The organism is Paraglaciecola hydrolytica (assembly GCF_001565895.1).
Lineage (GTDB): Bacteria > Pseudomonadota > Gammaproteobacteria > Enterobacterales > Alteromonadaceae > Paraglaciecola > Paraglaciecola hydrolytica.
On sequence record NZ_LSNE01000006.1, the window covers coordinates 325,744 to 349,837 of the forward strand.

General features: G+C 42.4%; 24 protein-coding genes. 21 read left to right on the plus strand and 3 right to left on the minus strand.

The genetic code is table 11. The features are described 5' to 3' along the window. The first annotated feature begins 140 nt into the window (after positions 1-140). From AX660_RS13470 to rsgA, 4 genes are all read left to right on the plus strand, one after another. Positions 141-1,454, plus strand: a complete 1,314-nt coding sequence (locus AX660_RS13470; RefSeq protein ID WP_201027450.1) for an MATE family efflux transporter — start codon at positions 141-143, stop codon at positions 1,452-1,454. Between the two features lie 2 nt (positions 1,455-1,456). Continuing rightward, positions 1,457-3,466: an excinuclease ABC subunit UvrB gene (gene uvrB, locus AX660_RS13475; RefSeq protein WP_068377786.1), complete on the plus strand. Its 2,010-nt coding sequence runs from the start codon at positions 1,457-1,459 to the stop codon at positions 3,464-3,466. A 169-nt stretch (positions 3,467-3,635) separates the two neighbouring features. Next, on the plus strand, positions 3,636-4,559 hold the full coding sequence (locus AX660_RS13480) for a LysR family transcriptional regulator (protein ID WP_068377788.1): 924 nt from the start codon (positions 3,636-3,638) through the stop codon (positions 4,557-4,559). Between the two features lie 263 nt (positions 4,560-4,822). Continuing rightward, a complete protein-coding gene (rsgA, locus tag AX660_RS13485; RefSeq protein WP_068377790.1) occupies positions 4,823-5,866 on the plus strand; it encodes a ribosome small subunit-dependent GTPase A in 1,044 nt (347 codons plus the stop codon). 44 nt (positions 5,867-5,910) lie between these two features. On the opposite strand, the gene queC is transcribed toward rsgA, so the two are convergent. Further along, positions 5,911-6,570: a 7-cyano-7-deazaguanine synthase QueC gene (gene queC / locus AX660_RS13490; protein WP_068377792.1), complete on the minus strand. Its 660-nt coding sequence runs from the start codon at positions 6,568-6,570 to the stop codon at positions 5,911-5,913. 141 nt (positions 6,571-6,711) lie between these two features. On the opposite strand from queC, the gene queE reads away from it, so the two are divergent. The 15 genes from queE to AX660_RS13565 all read left to right on the plus strand — a co-directional run bounded on the left by queE (position 6,712) and on the right by AX660_RS13565 (position 19,548). Continuing rightward, entirely contained in the window at positions 6,712-7,386 is a 675-nt protein-coding gene (queE, locus tag AX660_RS13495; RefSeq protein ID WP_068377794.1) for a 7-carboxy-7-deazaguanine synthase QueE, read from the plus strand. Further along, positions 7,386-7,829 carry a hypothetical protein gene (locus AX660_RS13500; protein ID WP_068377796.1) on the plus strand — a complete coding sequence of 148 codons (444 nt, stop codon included), beginning with the start codon at positions 7,386-7,388 and terminating at the stop codon, positions 7,827-7,829. Before queE ends, AX660_RS13500 begins: the two co-directional genes overlap by 1 nt. Next, the gene (locus AX660_RS13505; protein WP_235594743.1) at positions 7,829-8,716 is read left to right on the plus strand and encodes a type 2 periplasmic-binding domain-containing protein; all 888 of its coding nucleotides are present in this window, start codon (positions 7,829-7,831) and stop codon (positions 8,714-8,716) included. The genes AX660_RS13500 and AX660_RS13505 overlap by 1 nt, the downstream gene beginning before the upstream one ends. A 135-nt stretch (positions 8,717-8,851) precedes the next feature. Then, on the plus strand, positions 8,852-10,783 hold the full coding sequence (locus AX660_RS13510; protein ID WP_068377799.1) for an ATP-dependent DNA helicase: 1,932 nt from the start codon (positions 8,852-8,854) through the stop codon (positions 10,781-10,783). Beyond that, the gene (gene tsaB / locus AX660_RS13515; protein WP_068377801.1) at positions 10,780-11,466 is read left to right on the plus strand and encodes a tRNA (adenosine(37)-N6)-threonylcarbamoyltransferase complex dimerization subunit type 1 TsaB; all 687 of its coding nucleotides are present in this window, start codon (positions 10,780-10,782) and stop codon (positions 11,464-11,466) included. The genes AX660_RS13510 and tsaB overlap by 4 nt, the downstream gene beginning before the upstream one ends. A 150-nt stretch (positions 11,467-11,616) precedes the next feature. After that, positions 11,617-11,925, plus strand: coding sequence for a hypothetical protein (locus tag AX660_RS13520; RefSeq protein ID WP_068377803.1), 309 nt, complete (start codon positions 11,617-11,619; stop codon positions 11,923-11,925). 122 nt (positions 11,926-12,047) lie between these two features. Next, positions 12,048-12,650: a Slp family lipoprotein gene (locus AX660_RS13525; RefSeq protein ID WP_068377806.1), complete on the plus strand. Its 603-nt coding sequence runs from the start codon at positions 12,048-12,050 to the stop codon at positions 12,648-12,650. A 121-nt stretch (positions 12,651-12,771) separates the two neighbouring features. Then, a complete protein-coding gene (locus tag AX660_RS13530; protein WP_068377808.1) occupies positions 12,772-13,614 on the plus strand; it encodes an alpha/beta fold hydrolase in 843 nt (280 codons plus the stop codon). A 216-nt stretch (positions 13,615-13,830) separates the two neighbouring features. Beyond that, positions 13,831-15,486 carry a long-chain-fatty-acid--CoA ligase FadD gene (gene fadD / locus AX660_RS13535; RefSeq protein WP_068377810.1) on the plus strand — a complete coding sequence of 552 codons (1,656 nt, stop codon included), beginning with the start codon at positions 13,831-13,833 and terminating at the stop codon, positions 15,484-15,486. 69 nt (positions 15,487-15,555) lie between these two features. Further along, positions 15,556-16,734 (plus strand): ribonuclease D, encoded by a 1,179-nt coding sequence (gene rnd / locus AX660_RS13540; protein WP_068377811.1) that lies wholly within the window; start codon positions 15,556-15,558, stop codon positions 16,732-16,734. Then, complete coding sequence (locus AX660_RS13545; protein ID WP_068377812.1) at positions 16,734-17,015, plus strand: YcgL domain-containing protein; 282 nt, start codon at positions 16,734-16,736, stop codon at positions 17,013-17,015. The genes rnd and AX660_RS13545 overlap by 1 nt, the downstream gene beginning before the upstream one ends. A gap of 26 nt (positions 17,016-17,041) precedes the next feature. After that, positions 17,042-17,992: a lytic murein transglycosylase gene (locus AX660_RS13550; protein WP_407669389.1), complete on the plus strand. Its 951-nt coding sequence runs from the start codon at positions 17,042-17,044 to the stop codon at positions 17,990-17,992. A gap of 3 nt (positions 17,993-17,995) precedes the next feature. Next, on the plus strand, positions 17,996-18,676 hold the full coding sequence (locus tag AX660_RS13555) for a fumarylacetoacetate hydrolase family protein (RefSeq protein WP_068377814.1): 681 nt from the start codon (positions 17,996-17,998) through the stop codon (positions 18,674-18,676). A gap of 3 nt (positions 18,677-18,679) precedes the next feature. After that, positions 18,680-19,057 (plus strand): hypothetical protein, encoded by a 378-nt coding sequence (locus tag AX660_RS13560; protein WP_068377816.1) that lies wholly within the window; start codon positions 18,680-18,682, stop codon positions 19,055-19,057. Continuing rightward, a complete protein-coding gene (locus AX660_RS13565; RefSeq protein WP_068377949.1) occupies positions 19,054-19,548 on the plus strand; it encodes a YcgN family cysteine cluster protein in 495 nt (164 codons plus the stop codon). The genes AX660_RS13560 and AX660_RS13565 overlap by 4 nt, the downstream gene beginning before the upstream one ends. A gap of 41 nt (positions 19,549-19,589) precedes the next feature. Here the strand turns inward: AX660_RS13565 and dsbB are convergent, their stop codons facing one another. After that, entirely contained in the window at positions 19,590-20,105 is a 516-nt protein-coding gene (dsbB, locus tag AX660_RS13570; protein WP_068377951.1) for a disulfide bond formation protein DsbB, read from the minus strand. Positions 20,106-20,129: 24 nt separating this feature from the next. Next, positions 20,130-21,710 carry a sodium/proton antiporter NhaB gene (nhaB, locus tag AX660_RS13575; protein WP_068377818.1) on the minus strand — a complete coding sequence of 527 codons (1,581 nt, stop codon included), beginning with the start codon at positions 21,708-21,710 and terminating at the stop codon, positions 20,130-20,132. Positions 21,711-21,960: 250 nt separating this feature from the next. On the opposite strand from nhaB, the gene fadR reads away from it, so the two are divergent. Both fadR and AX660_RS13585 read left to right on the plus strand, forming a co-directional pair. After that, entirely contained in the window at positions 21,961-22,671 is a 711-nt protein-coding gene (gene fadR / locus AX660_RS13580; protein WP_068377820.1) for a fatty acid metabolism transcriptional regulator FadR, read from the plus strand. Positions 22,672-22,904: 233 nt separating this feature from the next. Then, positions 22,905-24,071: a LysM peptidoglycan-binding domain-containing protein gene (locus AX660_RS13585; RefSeq protein WP_068377822.1), complete on the plus strand. Its 1,167-nt coding sequence runs from the start codon at positions 22,905-22,907 to the stop codon at positions 24,069-24,071. The last annotated feature ends 23 nt before the right edge of the window (positions 24,072-24,094 follow it).

Sequence of the window (24,094 nt, forward strand, 5' to 3'; positions counted from 1 at the left end):
GCAGCAAAGCTCGATAACATGCTGTTGGTATTCTCTATTGCCACTTATTTTTGACTACCTGAGTGAGAATTGTATTGAGTCAAACATCTCTAGTACGTCCTGACCTACTAAACAGGGATATTGCTACAACCTTAAAATCCATGACCTTACCGATGATCGTCGGCATGATCATGTTGATGACCTTTGGTTTGGTTGATACCTTTTTTATCAGCATGTTGGGTACGGCAGAACTTGCCGCTATTAGTTTTACTTTTCCGGTGACCTTTACTGTCATCAGCTTGAACATTGGTTTAGGTATTGGCACATCCGCGGTTATAGCTAGGCTATTGGGCGCCAACCTACATGAGCAAGCTAAAGAGACCGCCACTGGTGCTTTGATGTTGGCCTTTGTATTGGCTGTGGTCATGGCACTTATTGGTATTGTCAGCGTAGAGCCCATTTTTAGTTTGATGGGAGCTTCTGAGGATTTAATCGTGCATATTAAAGACTATATGCATGTTTGGTATGCCGCTGGGGTGTTTTTGGCTATGCCTATGGTGGGCAATAGCGTATTACGTGCCGCTGGGGATACTAAAACGCCAAGTTATGTTATGGCTTTTGGTGGACTAGTAAACGTGATACTTGATCCCATATTAATTTTTGGCTGGGGGCCGTTTCCCGCTTTAGGTATTCAAGGGGCCGCCATTGCAACCTTAATATCCTGGGCTATTGGCTTGTTTTATATCATTTATTTGTTGGCGGTAAAACGTCAGTTAATGCAGGCTAGATTATTAAACTGGCCAGAACTTAAACGTAGTTGCGGCGGTATTTTAAAAATTGGTTTGCCGGCGGCAGGTGCCAATATGCTTACGCCTATCGCGACTGGTGTGGTGACGTCCATTGTGGCAGGTTATGGTTCTATTGCCGTGGCAGCGTGGGGCGTGGGTGGTCGTTTAGAGTCCATTGCCAGCATAGTGGTGTTGTCGTTATCCATGTCTTTACCTCCATTTATCAGTCAAAACCTCGGTGCCAACAAGTTAGATAGGGTGTTACAAGCTTTTAATTTGTGTATTAAATTTGTTTTGCTGTGGCAGTTGTTTATTTTTGTGCTGGTGGCATTGGGTGCGCATTTTATAGCGGATATTTTTACTGATGATCCTCAAGTAGCCAGTATTATTCAATTATTTTTAGTCATAGTGCCTTTAGGTTATGGTTTACAGGGTGTGATTATTTTAACCAACTCATCGTTTAATGCCATGCACTTGCCGATGGCAGCCTTGGGTTTGAGTATCGTACGTTTGTTTGTGGTGTTTGTGCCTTTTGCTTATATTGGCAGCCAACTTTATGACTTGTCCGGTTTATTTGTCTCCGCGGTGGTGGCTAATTTACTGGTGGCCATATTGGCTTTTAGTTGGTTTAAAAAGGTCTTACATACTCAAGTTGCCGAATTGAATTTATCAGAAAAAGTTAGTTAAACATGAGCAGAGCATTTGAACTTAGCGCAAAATACAGCCCCGCGGGTGATCAACCCAAAGCCATTAAAGCCTTAGTCGAAGGGCTTGAAGATGGTCTTGCTCGGCAGATATTACTGGGTGTAACCGGCTCAGGTAAAACCTTTACTATGGCTAATGTCATTGAAAAAATGCAAAGGCCTACCCTCATTTTGGCTCACAATAAAACCTTAGCCGCCCAGCTTTATGGTGAAATGAAGGAGTTTTTCCCCAATAACGCCGTGGAATATTTTGTCTCCTACTACGACTATTACCAGCCAGAAGCCTATGTGCCTTCTAGTGATACCTTTATTGAAAAAGATGCCTCGATAAATGAGCACATCGAACAGATGCGTTTGTCAGCCACCAAGTCCCTGATGGAAAGACGTGACGTTATTATTGTTTCTAGTGTGTCGGCTATTTATGGTTTGGGCGACCCTGAGTCCTATATGAAAATGCTGGTGCATTTTCGGGTAGGTGATGTAATGGATCAGCGCGATATACTGCGCCGTTTAGCTGAAATTCAATACAAACGCAATGATGTGGCTTTTGAACGTGGCACGTTTCGAGTCAGGGGCGATGTGATAGATGTGTTTCCGGCAGACTCTGAACGCCACGGTATTCGAGTGGAGTTATTTGATCAAGAAATCGAGCGCATTAGTATTTTTGACCCTTTAACGGGAGCGGTGGAAAAAACCGTGACCCGTACTACGGTTTTTCCCAAAACTCACTATGTGACTCCCCGTGAAAAAATCCTCGATGCCATTACCCACATTAAAGACGAGTTAAGAGAGCGTAAGGCTCAGTTGATTTCAGTAAACAAATTGGTAGAAGAGCAGCGTATCAGCCAGCGCTGCCAATTTGATATTGAGATGATGCAAGAATTAGGTTATTGCTCAGGTATCGAAAACTACTCACGTTATTTATCTGGCCGTGCACCGGGCGATCCACCACCCACCTTGATTGATTATTTTCCCGCTGACGGTTTATTGTTTATTGACGAATCTCACGTTACAGTCTCGCAAATTGGCGCCATGTATAAAGGTGACAGATCACGTAAAGAAACCTTGGTGGAATATGGTTTTCGTTTGCCCTCGGCCTTAGATAATCGGCCCCTTAAGTTTGATGAATTTGAACGTATTTCTCCACAAACCATATATGTCTCGGCAACACCAGGCAAGTTTGAGCTGGAAAATGTACCAGACGACATCGTCGAGCAAGTAGTGAGGCCGACGGGTTTAGTGGATCCAACCATTGAGATCCGCCCAGTGGGTACTCAGGTGGATGATTTGCTATCTGAAATTCATAAGTGTGTGGCGCTTAATGAGCGTGTTTTAGTCACCACCTTAACCAAACGTATGTCCGAAGACTTAAGTGATTATTTGGACGAACATGGGATTAAAGTGCGTTATCTGCACTCTGATATTGATACGGTGGAACGTATCGAGATTATTCGTGATTTACGTATTGGCAAGTTTGATGTCTTGGTCGGCATTAACTTATTGCGTGAAGGTTTGGATATGCCAGAGGTGTCACTAGTGGCTATCTTAGATGCTGACAAAGAAGGTTTTTTACGCTCTGACCGTTCGCTTATTCAAACTATAGGTCGTGCTGCACGCCATCTTAAAGGCCGCGCTATACTTTATGCCGACCGTATTACTGGCTCGATGCAACGCGCCATGGATGAAACCGACAGGCGTCGCGAAAAACAAACGGCTTATAACCTTGAACATGGCATTACCCCTACACAAATGTATAAAGCGGTTACCGATATTATGGACGTGGGAGATGGTAGTAGTGATGGTAAGGTTAAACTGCGTAAGGTGGCTGAATCAGGCAAAAACTATCAAAGCATGAGCTTGAATCAGGTACTGCAAAAAATCAGCGAGCTGGAAAAACAAATGTTTAAGTTTGCCAAAGAGCTTGAGTTTGAAAAAGCGGCTAGTTTACGCGATGACATTGAGATGTATCGCCAGCAAGTGGTGAAACTTTCATAACAGGCTTGGGGTGATTGATATCCTTTCAAGGAGCAATGCCCTTGAGTAAAACGGTAAGTCGATTAGTACTGATTTTATGTATATTTGTTAAATTTCCGTTGTAATCTGGCTATCACTTTTCTAAGATGTAGTTTAGTATCAATAATTATACCTATATACGGTGCTGTCCATGTTAAATCGTCTCCAAGAATCCGATATAAAATTACTCAGGGTGTTTTATGCTGTGGCATCCTGTAATGGTTTTACTGCCGCTGAGCCAGTGTTACGTATGCAGCGCCCCAATATAAGCGCGGCCATTAAAAAACTAGAAGAACGTCTGGACTTGGTATTGTGCCATCGCGGTCGTGGTGGTTTTCAAATGACCAAAGAAGGCGAAGTGGTTTTTCAAGAAACTAAACGTATATTTAATGCCTTCGATAACTTTGTATTTAACCTTAAAAGTTTACATGACGATTATTCTGGCCATATTACTTTGGTGATGATGGCGGGGTTACCCCTGTCCTATCATTTGGCGGTGAGTAAGGCTGTGAAAAGTACCATGAAAAAGTTTGTGGATATTCACGTCAACATTCAAACTCGTTTATACAATGAAGTTGAGCATGTGGCTTTATCGGGCGAATGTCATTTGGTGTTATCCACTTACGATATGTTAAAGCCGGAATCTGTGACTTTTCATGCCACCGAAGTCACCTGTAAAGGACGTTTATACTGTGCGCCATCTCATGCTTTAGCTAAGTATAAAGAAGCCTTACCTCATAATATTCGTATTGAAGATTATCCAGCGATTGGTATTTCCGGTCTGTCTTCGGCCAACTACATCTCTGATGACAGACGTATGTCGATTCAGACCTTTTCAGATTCATTTGATGCCTGTTTATCGGCAATTATGACCGGTGAATATGTAGGTTTATTACCGGATTATGTGTTGTTAAATCAAGGCAGTGGTTTAGGCCTAGTGCCCGTGGGTGGCAGCATGTTTGAATTTAGTCATGAGCTGTTTATGATGAACGGTAAAAATACCCGTTTGAACCCTGTGTTACGCCATTTGATCAAAGAGGTGAGTTATTTTATTCAAATGGTTGAGAAAAAATAAAGTTAAGTCAATGACTTGGCTGTAGTGGTAGGTTTGCTACCTCAACAGCAAAACAATTTTTAAAACGAGATAAATTAAGGAGTGTTTGATGTTTGTATCCATGGCTTTTGCTACGAGTTTTAAACTTGGGTAATTGAGCTCCACTAAACGAATTTTCTGTTTTTTCTGCTCTTTACCCAAACTCACTAAGGGCCAACTGTATATGCAGGTGGCTACTAAATATTAGTGGTGTCTCTGCGCACCTGTAGAATTTGGGTACCAACATGAATACAAATTACTCGTTGCCACAATTGGGTTGGCAAACCACGTTTCAACAACAACTCACTCTTGACGACATCGGCACTACTATTATTGCCAGAGTCAGTGAGCATCATCGCAATCGCTATCAGCTATTAACTGAACAAGGAGAAATCACCTTGTTAATAACGGCTAATTTGCCTGTGATGACAGTGGGGGATTGGTTATTACTCTCGCCACAACTGCAATTTATTCGATTATTAGAACGTCGTTCGTTATTTCAGCGTAAAGCGGCGGGCAGTAAAATAAACACGCAATTGATTGCCGCTAACATTGATACCGTCATGATTGTTTGTTCTTTGAACGATGATTTTAATCTGAGCCGTATTGAGCGTTATCTGGCGCTTTGTCATGAGGCGCAGGCAGAAGTGCTTGTCATACTAACAAAAGCCGACTTATGTGCTGATGCTGAAGTTTTAAAACAAGAGGTTCAACAATTGTCGAGCCTGTTAATCATTGAAACGATTAATGCTTTAGATCTCACCAGTGTTGCAGTACTTACGCCTTGGTGTAAAACGGGTAAAACTCTGGCTTTTATGGGCTCGTCAGGGGTAGGTAAATCGACCTTGGTTAATACTTTGCTTGGTCAGCCCATACAACTGACTGGCGAAATTCGTCATGACGACAGCAAGGGAAAACATACCACCACAGGCCGTTCTTTACATATGATGGACAATGGTTGTTTGCTGCTTGATACGCCGGGAATGCGCGAAATTCAACTGGCAGACTGTGCGAGTGGAGTGGCTGAAACGTTTGCTGAAATCAGTTCCTTAGCCAGCCACTGTCGTTTTAATGATTGCAGTCATAACAATGAGCCTGGCTGTCAGATACAGAGCGCACTGAATCGTGGTGATATTGATGAGCGGCGTTTGCGCAATTACCAAAAGTTGTTACGTGAACAACAACGTAATAATGCTAGTCTTGCGGAACGACGTGCCAAAGATAAAACCATGGGCAAACTGCATCACAGTATTCAAAATGCAGCGCGTAAATATAAAAATCAAGAATAATCCTTTTGAATAACGGCTAGGACTAGCCGTTATTTTCTCATCTGTTATTCATATTCCAGTGGATCATTCACGCCATTTTCAGCAAAAGCTTCGAGTCTTTCTTGGCAAGCTCCGCATTTTCCACAAGCTTTGGCGCGGCCGTTATAGCAGGTCCAAGTTTGGCCATAATCTAAACCTATATTGAGTCCGGTTTTAAGGATGGCAATTTTACTGTCATACAAAAAAGGTGTGACTATTTCCACCGCTTCATAGTTGGCTATGGCGCACACATCATTCATTTTAATGACAAATTCTGGACGACAATCCGGGTAAATGGCATGGTCGCCTGAATGAGCGCCATAAAAAACCTTGCTTGCCTTTAGTGAAACCGCGTAACCTACCGCCATCGACAGTAAGATCATATTGCGGTTGGGCACCACTGTGGTAAGCATGCTTTCTTGTTCGTAATGGCCTTCTGCAACGTCAATATCAGACGTTAACGACGAGCCGCCGATAAGCTCATTAATGGCTGAAATATCAATAATTTTATGTTGCACCTGTAAATTGGCACAGGCACGAGCGGCATAATCGAGTTCTTTTTTGTGGCGCTGACCATAATTAAAAGACAAGGCATAAACCTCATATCCTTGATTAACGGCCATATTAAGTACGGTAAAAGAATCCATCCCGCCTGAAAATATTACTACCGCTTTAGCTGCTGTCATGTTTCACTTCTTTATCTAACTACAATTGGTTAAGATCTTAAGTGATCCTGTGGGGAATTCCCAGAAACTTGCTTATAAAAACTGCGTCAAAAACGGGCGCACAAAACAAGTGCCGAAAATATAAAACTAAAAGGAGCGGTCTTGAGTCAGTACAAAATAAATGAGGTGTTTGAATCGATCCAAGGGGAGGGCAGTTTTACTGGCGTTCCATCGATTTTTATACGCCTGCAAGGTTGTCCTGTGGGGTGTCCTTGGTGTGATACCAAACATACTTGGACTATTGATCCTATGCTAGAGCGCAGTAGGGACGTGGTGATGGCGGAACAAGCTGAGTCAGAGCATTGGTTTACACACTCGGTAGAGCAGTTATTGGCCCTATTTGCTGCACAAGGTTATCAGGCCAAGCATGTGGTGATAAGTGGCGGCGAGCCTTGTATGTATGACTTAGTGCCTTTAACAAGCCATTTAATTACACTAGGTTATAGCGTGCAAATTGAAACCAGCGGTACTTATGAGATCCTAACTCATGTTGATACTTGGGTAACAGTTTCACCTAAAGTAAATATGCCCGGTGGCAAACCCGTGCTTGCCAGTGCGATGCAACGAGCGAACGAGATAAAACACCCCGTCGCCATGGAAAAACATATTGAAGAATTGGATCAGGTGCTTAAGCTTTTGCCTGCGACAAACAAACCACTGATTTACTTACAACCTATTAGTCAGCAAAAGCGCGCAACAGAGCTGGCTATTAAAGTCTGCATACAACGTAACTGGCGTTTATCGCTACAAACTCACAAATTTATCGGGATAGAATAATGGACGGTTCGAGTACTCTAGAGTCTGTTGACGTGCAGCAATTTTTAACAAATTTTGCCGAGACATTTAATAATAATAAACCAGAGTTAGCCGCTACATTTTGTTTGTTGCCCAGTATTATTATTGGCGATCACAACAAAACCGTTTTAAATAGTCAAAAGGCACTGCAAGCGATATTTAGTCGTTTTATCAGACGTTTACATGCCAAGGGTATTGTTAACTTTGTACCAGAGGTTAATCAAACCATGCGTTTGTCGGATAGTTTGTTGTTTACTAATATACGTTGGCAGTTATTCGATAAAGAGGGGCAACTACAAGTGAATGGTTCTTCTTCTTATACTATGCAACTTATGCCCGATCAGCAGTTAAAGATTATTATTACCGTGATCGATGATGAAGAAAAACAACTTGAAAAAATGTTTCCCCTAAGCAAGAGACTGTAATGATTAACATGCGTTATGTGCTGTGTTTGACCTTGTTATTGAGTTTTAGCAGCTCGGCGGCATCGTGGCGGATCAATTATCCCCGTCCTATGTCTGAAAACGACAAAGGTAGTGAATATCCTTTAAAATTGCTGGCGTTGGCGCTGGATCAGACCGGTGTGAATTATCGACTTATCGCTTCTGATCGCATAATGCCACAAAGTAAAGCCCTCAAACGTTTGATGGATAACCGCGAAGTCAACGTCGTCTGGAGCATGACTGACGAGCAGCGTGAAGAAGTGTTGTTGCCAGTGCGTATTCCCATTTATAAAGGTTTGATCGGCTGGCGGATTTTTTTAATTCGTAAAGACATGGACTCACGTTTTAAATATATTCAAAGCTTAGAACATTTGCTAAAACTGAATCCTATTCAAGGCAGTGACTGGCCTGATACCCGTATAATGCAGGCCAATGGATTTGATGTATTAACCGCTTCAGATCACGATGCCTTGTTTGGCATGTTAGTTAGTGCACAGGGAGATTTTTTCCCACGTTCAATTGTGGAAATATGGGATGAGCTCGAAAACAACAATTCACGCAATAATCTAGAAATTGAAAATAAGCTAGGCGTACGCTATCCCGCTGCCATGTATTATTTTGTGAATAAAAAGAGTGTACCGCTGGCCAATCTGATCCAAACAGGTTTAGAGATGGCGATTAAAAATGGCAAGTTTGATGAGCTGTTTTTACAAGTACACCAGCCTTATATTGACGCCTCAGATCTTAAAAACCGCACTTTTTATCAATTACAAAACAGCTATTTGCCTATCAAAACCCCCTTACATCGTAAAGAACTGTGGTTTGAAAACAAACAGCCTATAGTGAACACTGAAGAGCCTGAAAGCTAAGCTCAAGCTCTTTCGCGACGCGATAAACGCAGAGTTTGCAGCACATAATATTTTAGGTTTTATAAAAAGACTAATGCCCATCTTTTTGGCATAATCCCTCGCGTTTTCAATCATTAACTTATTCTGCAAGGTGCCATGTCTCGTACTTCCTACTTATTTGCTGCCGATGGCACCTTGTCTGGTGCTATTGATGGTTTTGTACCACGACAAGCACAAACCGATATGGCGGCGGCCATTGAACAGACTATCATCGACAAGGTGCCATTGATCGTTGAAGCGGGTACGGGCACAGGTAAAACCTTTGCTTATTTGGTACCGGCCATCGAGTCGAAAAAGAAAACCATCATTTCTACCGGTACCAAAAACCTGCAAGAGCAGTTGTTTCATCGTGATTTACCTTTGATTAAAAAAGCCCTGGGCAGCAACAGTAAAACCGCTTTGTTAAAGGGGCGGGCGAATTATTTGTGCTTACATCGTTTGCGTCAGCATGGTGGCAACAGTAATTTACTGGATGTTACGGTATTAGGTGAATTGAGTGAAGTAAGGCGTTGGTCATCCAGTACTAAAAGCGGTGATATGGGTGAGCTCAAAAGCTTGGCCGAAGATGCCAAGGTATTGCCTTTTGTGACCTCGACCACCGACAATTGTTTGGGCAAAGATTGCGCCGATTACGAAGATTGTTATTTAGTCAAAGCACGGCGTAAGGCGTTGGATGCTGACTTGATTGTGGTTAATCATCATTTATTTTTTGCTGATATGGCCCTTAAAGATACCGGTTTTGGTGAGCTTATCCCCGAAGCCGATTTGGTGGTGTTTGATGAGGCTCATCAAATTCCCGATATCGCTAGCGAGTATTTTGGTGAAACCCTGTCAAGCCGCCAATTACATGATATCTGTCGGGATATTGATGTGGTGTTTCGCACGGTATTAAAAGATGCCAAACAGATCAGTACGGCAGCGGATAAATGTAAGATGATCGTGGCAGATTTTCGATTGTATTTTCCAGAAAATCCACAAAAAGGTAACTGGCGTCAGTTGTTACAAAACGAAGAAATTCAGCAGCATCTTAGTAAATTGGACGACAGCTTAAAAATCCTCGCTGAAGTGCTTAAATTACATGTTGGTCGTGATAAAGATTTAGATAATTTGTATGAGCGAGTGGTCGAAAATCAAGGCAAACTTGAACGTTTAACCGACGCTCAAAAACTCGGTGTGAGCTTGTGGTACGAGACCACTTTGCGCCATATCGTTTTGCATTTAACCCCTTTAAGCATAGCAACTAAATTTGCCAGTTTTATTGCCGAGCCAAAACGTTCTTGGGTATTTACTTCAGCTACCTTAATGGTCGATAACGCATTTACCCATTTTCAGCGGCAGATGGGCTTGATGGATGCTCGTACTCTGTCTCTCGATAGCCCCTTTGATTATCCTAAACAGGCGATGTTATGTGTACCGCGTTTTTTACCAGAGCCTAATGCCCGAGAGATGCGCGATACCTTGCTGGATATTTCCATTAAGTTAATTAAAGCCAGTCGTGGCCGTTGTTTTTTGCTGTTTACTAGCCATGCTACCCTCAAAGCCATTGCTCAGTTATTAGAAGGCAAAATTGATAATCCTTTGTTAGTGCAAGGCACTACCACCAAACGGGCTTTGTTAGACGAATATATCAGCAATAAACATGCAGTATTGTTGGGTACTGGTGCTTTTTGGGAAGGAGTCGACGTACGGGGGGATGACTTAACTTGTGTATTAATTGATAAATTACCTTTTGCCTCGCCGGATGATCCTTTATTGCAGGCACGTATTGAAGATTGCCGTAAAGGGGGAGGGAATCCATTTGCGCAGTTGCAAATTCCCCAAGCGGCCATAGCCCTTAAACAAGGTGCAGGGCGCTTGATCCGCGATGAAAACGACAGGGGAGTATTGGTCATTTGTGATAACCGTTTAGTGACCAAAGACTACGGTAAAATCTTTGTTGGCAGCTTGCCCAATATGCAACGTACCCGCGACTTAAACAAAGCGCTGGCATTTTTAGATGAATTAAATAGTAGTGAGGAAACGCCATGAATTGTTTGGTGCTTGATACCGCAACCGAAGCTTGCTCAGTGGCTTTGCAATGGCAAGGTCAGCAGGTAAATCGCTTTGAGGTTTGCCCTCAGCAACACAGCCAACGTTTATTACCCATGGTTGATGAGGTATTAGCTGAGGCTAAGGCCGAATTAACGCAACTGGATTTTATTGGTTTTGGGCGTGGCCCAGGTAGTTTTACTGGTGTGCGGATCGCGACAGGCATGTTGCAAGGCTTAGCTTTAGGGGCAAATTTACCTGCTATTGGGGTATCTACTCTGGCGGCGATGGCGCAACAAGCAATAGAAACCTATCAAGCTCGTGATGTATTTTGTGCCATTGATGCCCGTATGGGCGAAGTGTATTTTGCCCATTATCAGGTCCTTGATGGTTTGGCTAGTTTGCAGGGAGAAGAGCAAGTTTTGCCACCCAGTGAGGCCGCTAAATTACTAGTAGCAAGCTCGGGGGCTTATGGCGTGGGCACAGGTTGGGCTGCATATGCTGAGCTTGATGCAAATCAGCAGATTAAGGTGCTTGCCGATATTTTGTATCCCGATGCTAAATTTATGCAGTCCTTGGCAATAGCACTGTTCAATCAAGGCCAAGTACAAACTGCCGAAGAAGTGCAGCCGGTTTATGTGCGCGATACCGTGACTTGGAAAAAGCTGCCGGGCAGAGAATAGGCCTTAAATAGTCAAAACTGGAACAGAATTTGCCTTGTTTTGATAGATCCGCGGCCAATGAGTGCCCCCGTTCTAGATGTTCAGGGCAGTTCCTTGCCAACTTCTTATGGTTATTACAGAGTATTGCTTTTGAGTTTAAGAGGATAAAGGTTGGATATCGATCCTTCAGGTCTATCATCGCTGCGTGCTATTGGCGTTCCGCTTACTCGGAAGGATAAGTCACGCCCCGTAGGTCCTGAAAATGTTAAACAAGAAACCAAAAACAGCACTGAAATAACCATAGTAAAATCGGGGAGCGAGCCAGTATTCAAACAAGCTGAGGCTTTTCGGGGGAGCGGAACTTCGGGGGCAGTAAACGGTCTTAAACAGCAGGTAGCCATTGAGGCTTACCAGTCAATTGCCAAAGAACAACAACGGCAAGATATTCAGATGTTATTAGGTGTTGATACTTTTGTGTAAGGTTTTTATTAAATAGCGTGTTACACCAAGCCTTAAAAAATCCTTTAAATTCAGCATGAGTTCAGTTAATAATTTAATAATTGTGGTAGCGTAGTCGCTGAAAATTCAAGTGAGGTAGAGATATGTATAAACAAATAAGCATGATGTTGTTGGCCCTACTTGTTAGTAGTTGCGCCACGGTACCGGATAAAATTCAATTACCAGAAGGCACGCCTTTAGTCAGTTATGAAGATGCTGCATCTCAAGCCGACAGCAAAATTGGTCAAAAAGCACGCTGGGGTGGAGTGATTGCTAAAATCGAAAACAAAGCAGAACAAACGGTATTAGAAGTGGTGTTTTATGCTCTGAGGAGCAATGGCCGTCCCACTTCTGGGGATGAGAGTATCGGACGTTTCCGCGTTTATGTCGGTGGTTTTATGGATCCTATGGTGTATAAAGTAGGCCGCTCCATGACCTTTACCGGTGACTTTAGTGGTGTAGAAGAAGGCCTAGTGGGTGAGCATAAGTATGTATTTCCAACTCTGCAAGCCTCTGCCTACTACTTATGGAAAGACATTCAACAAGTTGATGTGACTTCGGTACATGTATGGCCTTATGATTACTGGAGTGGTTGGTATCCTAGACCTTATCATCGCAACATTTATATTCGCTCATCAGGCAACAGTTTACCGGCTGGAGCCGCTACTAAACCTCAACCTGTTAAGCTTGAGCGTTCTAAAAATTAGTGGCAGATGATTGCCAGTGCGGCAATCTGTATCTAAATAAGCGGCAATTAAGTGCCGCTTTTTTTATGGTTGTTTTATCGATTATGGATCGGTATTACTCACTTTCAAAACAGGATGGTCAATGCAAGAACTACGTTTTGAATTAGCTCATTTAACCTTAAGTGGTTTAGGTTTGGGCGACCCCAACAAACCGATGATCTTGGCATTACACGGTTGGTTAGATAATGCCGCGAGTTTTATTCCTTTATCTGAACATTTAAGTGATTTTTATATCGTGGCGCTGGATATTACCGGTCATGGTAACTCGGCTCACCGTGCATTAGGCAATCATTATCATTTGCTTGATTTTGTGCAGGATATTCATGAGTTGGTTGAGTCTCAGGGCTGGCCGCCATTTATCTTACTCGGGCATTCAATGGGCGGTATTATTGCTTCCTTATACGCCAGTTGTTTTAATGACAAGGTCTCTAAACTTATCTCCATTGAGTCTTTTGGGCCCATTACCAAAGATGCCCGTAGTAGTCCTCAGCAGTTAAGAGAATCCATCGAAAGCCGTATCAAGGCTAATCAAAGTCAAGCTAGGCACCCAAGCAGTTTAGAGCAGACCATAGCCGCCCGCGCGCGAGCAGGAGACATGAGTTTGTTGGCAGCAGGTTTATTGGTAGAACGTAATGTAGGACAAAAAGACGGGCAGTATTTTTTTAAGACCGACCGCAAATTACGTACCTTTTCATCAGTACGTATTACCGAAGAACAAGCAGAAGCCTTTATGCGCAATATTACTTGCCCCATGTTGGTGGTGCATGGAGATCGGGGTTTTGAATTTATGCGTGCAGCGTTTAAACACAGGCAAAACTGGGTGACACAACTCACTGCGGCAGAATGCAGCGGTCATCATCATGTACACATGGATAATCCTGAAGCGGTTGCCCAACCTATCCGCGAGTTTTTAACTACGGATTGAACAGCTATAGCGATAGATCAGGATTAATCAGCTAAATTGCGCAATTGTTAATCGCTTGTTGATAAGTTGATTTATCTTTACTGCAGCATTCGTTAGAATCAACTGGTCGTACCCCTTGGGTCAAAATTAAAAATAAACACAGCCTAATTAATCAATTTGATTTTTATCCTAGAATTGATGAATTAAAAACAAGTGTTTGCAGTGCCTGGAGGCAGAGTGGAAAAAATCTGGTTAAAAAATTATGAACCCAGCATACCCGCAGAAATAGATCCGGATCGCTACTCCTCGCTAGTGGATATTTTTGAACAGTCAGTCAACAAGTTTGCAGCGACTACCAGTTATATCAACATGGGATGCAGCATCACTTTTAATGAGTTGGATAAACTATCCCGTGATTTTGCTGCCTACCTGCAACAATCAGGTCTGCAAAAAGGTGATGCAGTCGCGATCATGATGCCTAACTTACTGCAGTATCCGGTCGCTTTATTTGGTATTTTGCGCGCCGGTATGGTGGTTGTTAACGTTAATCCTTTGTACACCGCGCGGGAATTACAGCATCAGCTCAAAGATTCTGATGCTAAAGCCATAGTCATTGTTGAAAACTTTGCCCATACCCTATGCGAAGTGTTGGCGAATACCAATGTGCAAACGGTGTTATTAACATCATTAGGCGACATGCTGTCACCTCTGAAAAAAGTAATAACAAATTTTGTGGTGAAACACGTCAAAAAACTGGTGCCAGCTTTTAGTCTTCCCCAAGCAGTCTCGTTTATTCAAGCCTTAGAAATAGGTCAAAAGCATGACTATCAACGCCCAGAATTGACTGGCGATGATCTGGCATTTTTGCAATACACAGGTGGTACTACTGGTGTATCTAAAGGTGCAATGTTAACTCACCGTAATATCGTCGCCAATCTTGAGCAGATTTCTGGCATCTTGGAAGTGGTTATTAAGCCAGGCGAAGAATTTGTAGTAACCGCATTGCCGCTCTACCATATCTTTGCTTTGCAGGCTAACTGCCTGACCTTTGTTAAATTTGGTTGTCCCAACTTATTAATTACCAATCCGCGCGATATGCCAGGTTTTGTGAAAGAGCTCGCAAAATATCCTTTTACTGTGCTGACCGGAGTGAATACCTTATTTAATGGTTTACTCAATACGCCGGGTTTTGCCGATTTGGACTTTAGTCGTCTGAATTTTGCTTTAGGTGGTGGTATGGCAGTACAACGACCGGTCGCCGAGCGTTGGCAAAAAGTCACCGGACACGTGTTATTAGAAGGTTATGGCTTAACCGAATGTTGTCCGGTTGTGACGGTAAATTCTCCAAAAATTACAGAATACAAAGGCTCCATTGGTCTGCCTGTGCCATCTACTGAGATAAAACTGGTAGATGAAGAGGGGCAAGAGGTTGCACACGGCGAAGCAGGTGAGATGCTGGTTAAAGGTCCACAAGTTATGCTGGGTTATTTGAATCGCCCCGAAGCTACCAATGAAATGATTGTGGACGGTTGGTTATCAACAGGGGATATTGCCCGTTGCGACGACGACGGTTATTTTTATCTGGTGGATCGCAAAAAGGATATGATCCTAGTGTCTGGCTTTAATGTTTTTCCCAATGAGATCGAAGAAGTTGCTGCCATGCACCCTGATGTGGTTGAAGCTGCCGCAGTGGGTGTACCAAATGAGGCAACGGGCGAGCTGGTTAAGTTGTTTGTGGTTAGGCGCAATAGCGCTTTGACCGAACAAATGATCATAGAACACTGTCGTAAAAACTTAACGGGTTACAAAGTACCGAAAAAAGTTGAGTTTAGAGACGAGCTTCCTAAAACTAATGTTGGTAAGATACTGCGCAGAGAACTTCGCGATAAATAATCAGCTGTTTATCTTTATTGATAAAGTAAAAAGCCGGCCCACGCCGGCTTTTTATTATTTTGGAATGTTATGCAATATACTTTTATCACTGACACTGTAGCCCTAGAAAGCTTTTGCACTAAAGCCAGCCTTTGCCGGGCTATCGCTGTGGATACTGAATTTGTCAGAACCCGCACCTTATATCCACAACTGGGTCTGATTCAGCTATTTGATGGCGAGCAACTGGTATTGGTCGATCCGCAAAAAATTGATGATTTTTCTAGCCTGACCACTTTGCTAACTAATCCCGATGTAGTCAAAGTATTACATTCTTGTTCTGAAGATTTAGAAACTTTTTGGCAGGCTTTTAAAATAATGCCAGCGCCGGTGTTTGACAGCCAGTTTGCCGCCAGCGTCGTGGGCATGGGGACCTCGTTAGGTTATGCCAAGCTAGTTGAGCTGATGTTAAACGTCACTGTCGATAAAGGTGAGTCACGCACTGATTGGTTAGCTCGACCGCTGAGTGAAGAGCAATGTGCTTATGCGGCAAATGATGTGTTGTATCTGTTGCAGCTCTACCCTGAATTAAAAGCCAAAGTGGAAGAGCAAGGTAAACTTGCTTGGATCTATGCTGAAATCGCTGCACTGGCGAATAAAAAACAAAGTTTAATTCCGCTAGATAGTGTTTATTTAGGTATCACCCACAATTGGCAGTTAAGTGGAAAGTCATTGTTGGTATTGCAACGTTTAGCGGCGTGGCGTATGGAAACCGCACGGCAGCGTGATATGGCACTCAATTTTGTTGTGAAAGAACAAAATTTGTTAGAAATTGCCAAGCGACAACCTAAATCGAAACCCAATTTATTGAGTATTCCTGGCATCAATCATCATGAAGTGCGCATCCATGGTGATGCGATATTGGCGATAGTTGAGTCTTGTCAGCATGCGCCGGTTGATACTTATCCACCTAGGGTTGAGCGTTTAACAGAATATCCTCAATTCAAACAGGTGAGTGCGGCGGTACGTGATATATGTGTGCAGGTAGCCGAAGAGCTGGCGGTGCCAATTGAAATGGTTGGCTCCAAAAAGCAGGTTAATCAGTTGATTTCTTGGTGTTGGTTTAAGCGTGATGAAACCCAAGCTTTAGGCCTGATACCTGACTTGATCAGCAACTGGAGAGCTGAATACTTTATTCCCAAACTGACGTTGTTAGAAGGCTTAGGCTTGACTGACAAACTCAAGCGTAATCAATCTAAGGTAGCTAGTTAATGCTGTGCGCTGTGTATAAAAGTAGTAAAAAAGCGGAAACCTATTTATATGTGCCAGGCCGTGATGATTTTTCAAAGGTACCCAAAACTTTGTTAACAACTTTCGGCGCGCCGATTTTTTTAATGATTATGCCACTTAAAGCAGAACGCCAACTTGCGCGGCTGGATGTGGCAAAGTTACGTACTGAATTAAATACCAAGGGATTTTACCTACAGCTTCCACCTCCAGAGGAAAATATGTTAAAAATTCATTTGGCACAGCAACAAGGGCAAGTTAAATGAAAAAGATGTTTGCTTGGTTTTTAAGTATGGCGTGGCTGGTTAATACAGTAGTTTTTGCTCAAGATAAACCTGAGTTTAGTGAATATGTCGTCATGCTTAAACAAGAAGCTGTGGCTCAGGGCTTTAGTGCCTCGTTTGTGGAGCAACAGTTTAGTGATGTGCAGTTTCACCAAAAAGCGGTGGTGGCGGATAAAAATCAACCTGAAAGCAAACTGACTCTAGATAAATATCTTGGTACTCGTGTGCCAGATTGGAAGGTACAAAAAGCGCTGAAACTAATGGCTGAACATCAGGTTGAGCTTGATAAAGTCGAGCAACAATACGGTGTGCAAAAGCGTTTTATTGTGGCTTTGTGGGCCAACGAAAGTAATTTTGGCACTTATATGGGTAAGTACCCTGTGATCTCGTCATTGGCGACGATGGCTTACGAGGGTCGCCGAGAAGACTTTTTCAAAAAACAATTATTTGCCGCCCTGACTATCTTACAAGAAGGGCATATTAGCAAAGAACAGTTTTTAGGCTCGTGGGCAGGCGCCATGGGTCAGAGCCAGTTTATCCCGACGACTTTTTTAGCCTATGCTGTGGATTTTGATCTGGATGGTAAAAAAGACATCTGGGGCAATAGCAGTGATGTGTTTGCTTCGATTGCCAATTTTTTAAAATCAGAAGGTTGGAACAATGATTTAACTTGGGGCCGTCAGGTAGTATTACTCGAGGGCTTTGATATGGCGCTAGCTGGCTTAGGTAAAACCAATAAGCGTAGTTTAGCTCAGTGGCAATCCTTGGGGGTACGTCGTTATGGTGGCGAAGATTTACCCGCAATTGAGCTACAAGCAAGCCTTGTTGCTCCAGATGGTGTTTCAGGGCGAATTTATTTGGTGTATGACAACTTTGATACCTTAATGAAGTGGAATCGCTCCAGCTATTTTGGAGTGTCTATTGGTTATTTGTCGGATCGGATTAAGAAAGGAAGTTAAGTTTTGTTAAACACCAACCATAGTCAATATATACATCAAGCTTTTAATGGGCAGGCAATCGACCTACCGCTTGGAAAAGTCGTTTGTGTCGGGCGTAATTATCTTATGCATATTCATGAGTTAAATAATGCAGTACCCGATAAGCCGCTGTTATTTATCAAACCTTCAACCAGCTTGGTGGCACTTGCCGAGCCAATTGAAATCCCGCAGGACTTAGGCGAATGTCATAACGAAATTGAGTTAGCCATTTTGATTAGTCAAACACTTATAAAAGCCAGTGAGCAACAAGTGGAGCAGGCAATCTGGGGTTATGGTTTAGCCCTCGATTTAACCTTGCGAGATGTGCAGGATTCTTTAAAACGCCAAGGGCATCCATGGGAGAGAGCCAAGGCTTTTGACGGCAGCTGCCCACTTTCGCCCTTTGTGTTAAAAGCGCAAATTAAGGATCATCAAAACGTCAATTTTGCACTTAAGGTTAACGGCCAAGTTCGCCAACAGGGCAATACTCAGGACATGCTGGTGGGGATTAACGCCTTACTCAGTGAAATTTCTCAGACCTTCACTTTGTTGCCCGGTGATATAGTGCTCACAGGAACCCCAAAAGGAGTTGGGCCTTTATATACTAAAGATCAGCTTGAAATAGAATTACATGGCCAGTTTTCTATCACTACCGAGGTAAAATAAGCAGTGTGTATTACATTTACCCATGAAGTAGATAAGGCAAATAAACTCTTGATATGTGAGGTCAAAGGCTTAGTAGAAACCTCTCTTGATGCTGAGCATTTGCTAAAAAATGTAGTAAAACTGGCGGGTAAAGGTCAGGTAAAAAATGTGGTAGTGGATGTCACTGAGCTGAGCATTGGTTATTCTTCGATGCACATGGCTAATTTGATGCTTACTATGCAAAATGAGGGCTGGTTGGTTGACATCAAAATCGCCCGTATCGTTGAACCCAAAGATAATGCACAAAATTTGGTGGGAGAAATGGCTGAAAAGTATAACTTACCGATCAAAAACTTCGATAATCGCAGTGATGCCTTAATATGGCTGTTATTCAACAAATGACTTTACCTTACTGGCAAACCAAAACCTTAGAGCAAATGACCAATGCAGAGTGGGAAGGGATCTGTGATGGCTGTGCAAAGTGTTGTTTGCACAAATTTATCGATGATGAAACTGTCGATGAAGCTACACCAACGGCTCAAATAAATGCCAATGAGCAGGTACATTACACCAACATCGCCTGTGGTTTATTAAACACTAAAACCTGCTCTTGTACTCAATATGCTAAGCGTACTCAACTAGTACCTGAATGTGTAAAGCTGACCAAAGAAAACCTACAAGACATATTTTTTATGCCGCCTAGCTGCAGTTACCGACGTTTACATGAAGGGCGAGGTTTGCCTTCGTGGCATCCTTTATTACATAAAGGTAAAAAGACTGCCATGCATTTAGCTGGCATGTCGGTTAGAGGAAAAACCGTCGCTGATCATGACGTGGATTTAGAGCAGTTCGAAGACTATATCGCTTTATGGCCTGTGAAGGATTTGGATTAGTACTGACGGTTTAATCGTCAAAAAAAACATTAAAAAAGCGCTTAACGCGCTTTTTTATTAATTAATTTACACAGGATGACTACAGCTAATACGACGGAATAAATCGCAAAAATTATCGCCATCCATTGGGGCATACTAAGACCTAACAATGACCAATCGATGTCGCCACAATCCCCAGTGGCGGCAAAAATATTAGGTAGCCATTCATGTAACGGTGCCCAACTCGGAAAGTTTGGTACGATCTCACAGGTAGCAAAAAAGGAATTTTTTGCACCTTGTATCTCAACATGTTCTAGCGCAATAACTAAACCCCATACCGCCGAGACGCCCCACAACACATAAGCTAGTAAACGGCTGATGATATTATTGTTTAGCAGTGGTAGCAGCGCCGCAAACAGGATGCCAAACACCGCTGTGCGTTGATAGATGCACATGATGCAGGGGCGCAGCTCCATACCGTATTGAAAATACAGCGCCGCGACTTCGAGGGAGAAAGCCGACAACAGTAACCAGATCCATGCTGAACTGTGGCGGCCTAAGTTGGCCAGAAAATTAATCACAATTGTGTTTCCCTATTTAGCTTAGTGGGCTGAGGACACGGCAGATGATACTGCCGAGTGATGCTCAATCCAACCTACGCTATATAACCAGGAAGTGAGATCCTCTAAACCAAAATAAACGCCGGCCAAACCAACAATGGTTAACACTATGGTATAGGGTAGAGCCATGTAGACCATGGTTCCGTATGACAAACGTAATAATGGTGCTATAGCTGAGGTTAATAAAAACAGAAAGGCTGCTTGACCATTAGGTGTCGCTACACTGGGTAAATTAGTACCGGTATTGATAGCGACTGCCAATAAGTCAAATTGATCACGGGTGATGGTGCCATTTTTTAGGGCTGCACTGACCTCGGTGATATAAACCGAGCCAACAAACACATTATCGCTGACCATAGACAGTACGCCATTGGCTAAATAAAACAGCACTAATTGGGTTTTTCCTTCATAACTCAATACCCAATTAATTACCGGTGTAAATAAACCTTGATCGATAATGACCGCAACCACACCAAAAAACACACATAACAAGGCAGTGAAAGGTAGTGATTCTTCAAAAGACTTACCAATAGAGTGCTCGTCTATAATACCGCTCATTGAGGTGGCTAGTACAATGATGGATAAACCAATCAAACCAACAGCAGCAAAATGCCCAGCTAAACCAATAACCAACCATACTGCGATTAAACCTTGCACACCTAATCTTGCTTTATCTTGTGTGGTCATGTTGTCATCGACGCTTTTGCTGTAACTAGTCAGAATTTCTCTAACCACTGGAGACAATTGTGCACCATAGGTAAACAGTTTAAATCTTTCAACGACATAGGTGGTTAACAAACCTGCGAAGAATACCGGTATAGTAACGGGGGCCATTCGAATAAAAAATTCAATAAAGTTCCAACTGGCTTTATCGGCGATAATCAAATTTTGTGGTTCACCAACCATAGTCATTACGCCACCAAGAGCGGTACCAATGGCGGCGTGCATCATCAGGTTACGTAGAAACGCTCTAAAATCTTCTAAATCTTGACGGCTAGGGTGGGGGAGTTCTTCGTCTTGAGAATGATCGTGGTCAGATAGAAAATCTTTGCCTGATGCCACTTTGTGATAAATAGAATAAAAGCCCATTGCCACTGTCATGATAACGGCGACCACTGTTAGCGCATCAAGGAATGCGGACAAAAACGCTGCAGCTGCAGCAAAAGCGATGGATAAGGTGATTTTATTTTTTAACTTTAGCAATAACTTAGTAAAGAGATAGAGCAGCATACCTTTCATGAAATAGATGCCTGCCACCATAAATATGAGTAGTAGGAGCACTTCGATATTTACCACCATCTCGTGTTTCATGTGTTCGGGCGTGGTCATGCCAATGAATAAGGCTTCCATTAACAATATACCACCGGGTTGCAGGGGGTAGCACTTTAAAGCCATCGCTAAGGTGAATATAAATTCTGCAACTAAGGCCCAGCCAGCCAAAAAAGGACTGTACATAAACAATAAAGGGTTAATTATCAGAAAGGCAATAATGGCTTGTTTGTACCAAGTTGGCGCTTTGCCGAGAAAATTAGCAGCAACAGCCTGTGGTATCGACATTTGCATAAGTAGAGATCCTTGGAGAATATTGATGTTATTATATGGTTGTTTTAAATAGTGTAGCGTAAAAATGCAAGGGAAATCTAAAGCTTACGTACTAATATGGCAATTTAATTAACGGTATTTTAACTTTTAAATGTTATTGTCAATTAAGTCAGTCAATGTTGTATATAAAGATTAATTGTTCCGAACAAATATCATCTGGTACAATCAGTTAACAAAAAAATAATAGCAAATTTAACCAAGCGAGTCGTGAATGATTTATAAGGCACAAAGTCCAGCTGGGTTTGCTGAAGAGTATATAGTTGAGTCTATCTGGAGTGGTCGTTTTCCTCCCGGTACTATTCTACCAGCAGAGCGAGAGTTGTCGGAGCTTATTGGTGTCACACGGACAACATTGCGTGAAGTATTACAACGTTTAGCTCGTGATGGCTGGTTGACCATTCAACATGGCAAACCTACTAAAGTGAATAATTTTTGGGAAACTTCTGGACTTAATATTTTAGAAACCTTGGCGCGCTTGGATGAAGAAGGCATTCCTGAATTAGTTGATCATTTGCTTGCTGCTAGAACCAATTTAAGTGCGGTATTTATCCGTGGTGCCATTCGTAATAATCAAGCTAAAGCGATTGAAATATTAGAAAAGTATTGTGATGCACCTGACAATGGTGCGGATTTTTCTGGCAATGATTATGCTTTGTCACATGATCTCGCATTTGCTTCGGGAAATCCAGTTTATGTATTAATGATGAATGGCTTCAAAGGTTTGTACTCTAGGATCGGCGGATATTTCTTTTCCAATCCCAAATCTCGTGATTTAACTCGTAGTTATTACCAACAACTACTAGAGTTAGCGCAGAAGGGGGACTATAAACAAGTGCCGTTAGTGATTAGAACTTATGGCATTAAAAGTGGCAAAATCTGGCAAGAAATGCGTAACGATATGCCTAAAGGGCTGGTTGATTAATTTCTAATATAATTGAGGCTGAATCAAATATTTAGCTTCAAATGCCTTATCTAATACAACAGATATTGCCTAAAACCACTTACCGTACTTGCTCTAGACTGACTCTGATTACCAACCACTAGCATAAGTGAATATGCGTATTTACTCGCAATAGACTTGCAATATGTAGGTAAATTGCAACATTATGACGTATTGTAAAAAATATTAGTTATTTTATTAAATAGGTGTGGAATATGTTTAGTTTAAGGGAAGGCAAACTTGTCATCGCGCTGCTAACTGCTTTGGGGTTAAGTGCGTGTCAGTCGACGTCAACCACAAACCCACCTGTTGAAACAGTTAAACAAGAAGTTAAACCGATAGTTTATGTTGCGCAAGAAGGATTGACAGCAAAACTGCGATTTAGCAAGGCACTTGAATATCTTGAGAATGGTCAAGAGGGCCAGGCAAAAGTTGAATTACAGAGTTATTTAGCCAGCATTCCGGATAGCAAAAGTGCCAAGGATTTGTTAACTCAGATTGAGATGGATCCTAAAACATTTTTTCCACAGGAATCTTTTGCTGTTGTACTTAAATCTGGTGAAAGTTTATCAACACTCTCAAAAAATTATCTCGGTTCTGCCCTTAAATTTTATGCTTTAGCAAAATATAACCAAATCAGTAACCCTAGTCGGGTGAATATTGGGCAGACGATTAATATTCCTCTAACAGCAAGTGCTAGCAAAAAACGTCAGTTAGAGTCGCAAGGCGATGTTGCCAGCAAGGCTGATGTTAGCCCTATTGGCGACACAGATCCCAAGCCAGACAAGGCAAGTACGGTAAAGACTAGTGATAGTAGCAATAAAGACCAAGTCGCTAGTAACAACAAAAAGGCCGCAGTACTAACTAGTGCCGCACCCGTCGAAACGGCAGAAACAGTGCTGGCTAGTTTGTTAAAGGCTTTAGAAGCAAAGGATTTTGTTGTGGCCCAGCAACAGGTTGAAAAACTACAAGGTTTTGGCGAAATTAGTAAACAAGCTAGGCCTTTGGTTATTAAAACTTTAACAGGGGATGCTGCTCGTTTAAGCGCATTAAATAAACCCTTAGCGGCAAACCGTTACGCGCAAATTGCACAATTAAATTTGCAGGATAACGATAATTTAGCTGCCTTTGATCATCTTAAAAAAGCCAGTCTTTTAGATCCGGCCAATGTTCAAGTATCAGAAGATATGCTGGTATTGCAAAAAGACCTCAGTGATAAATATCACCGTGAAGCCTCGTCCGCTTATCGCCGTCAGGAGTTAGACTTGGCTATTGAAAAGTGGAACAAGGTGTTAGAAATTGACCCTCAACACAGCAGTGCCAAACTGTATCGTGCACAAGCCATTGAATTAAAAGAGCGATTGAAAAAGTTAAATAACTGATCCACTTAAATTGGTATAAAAAA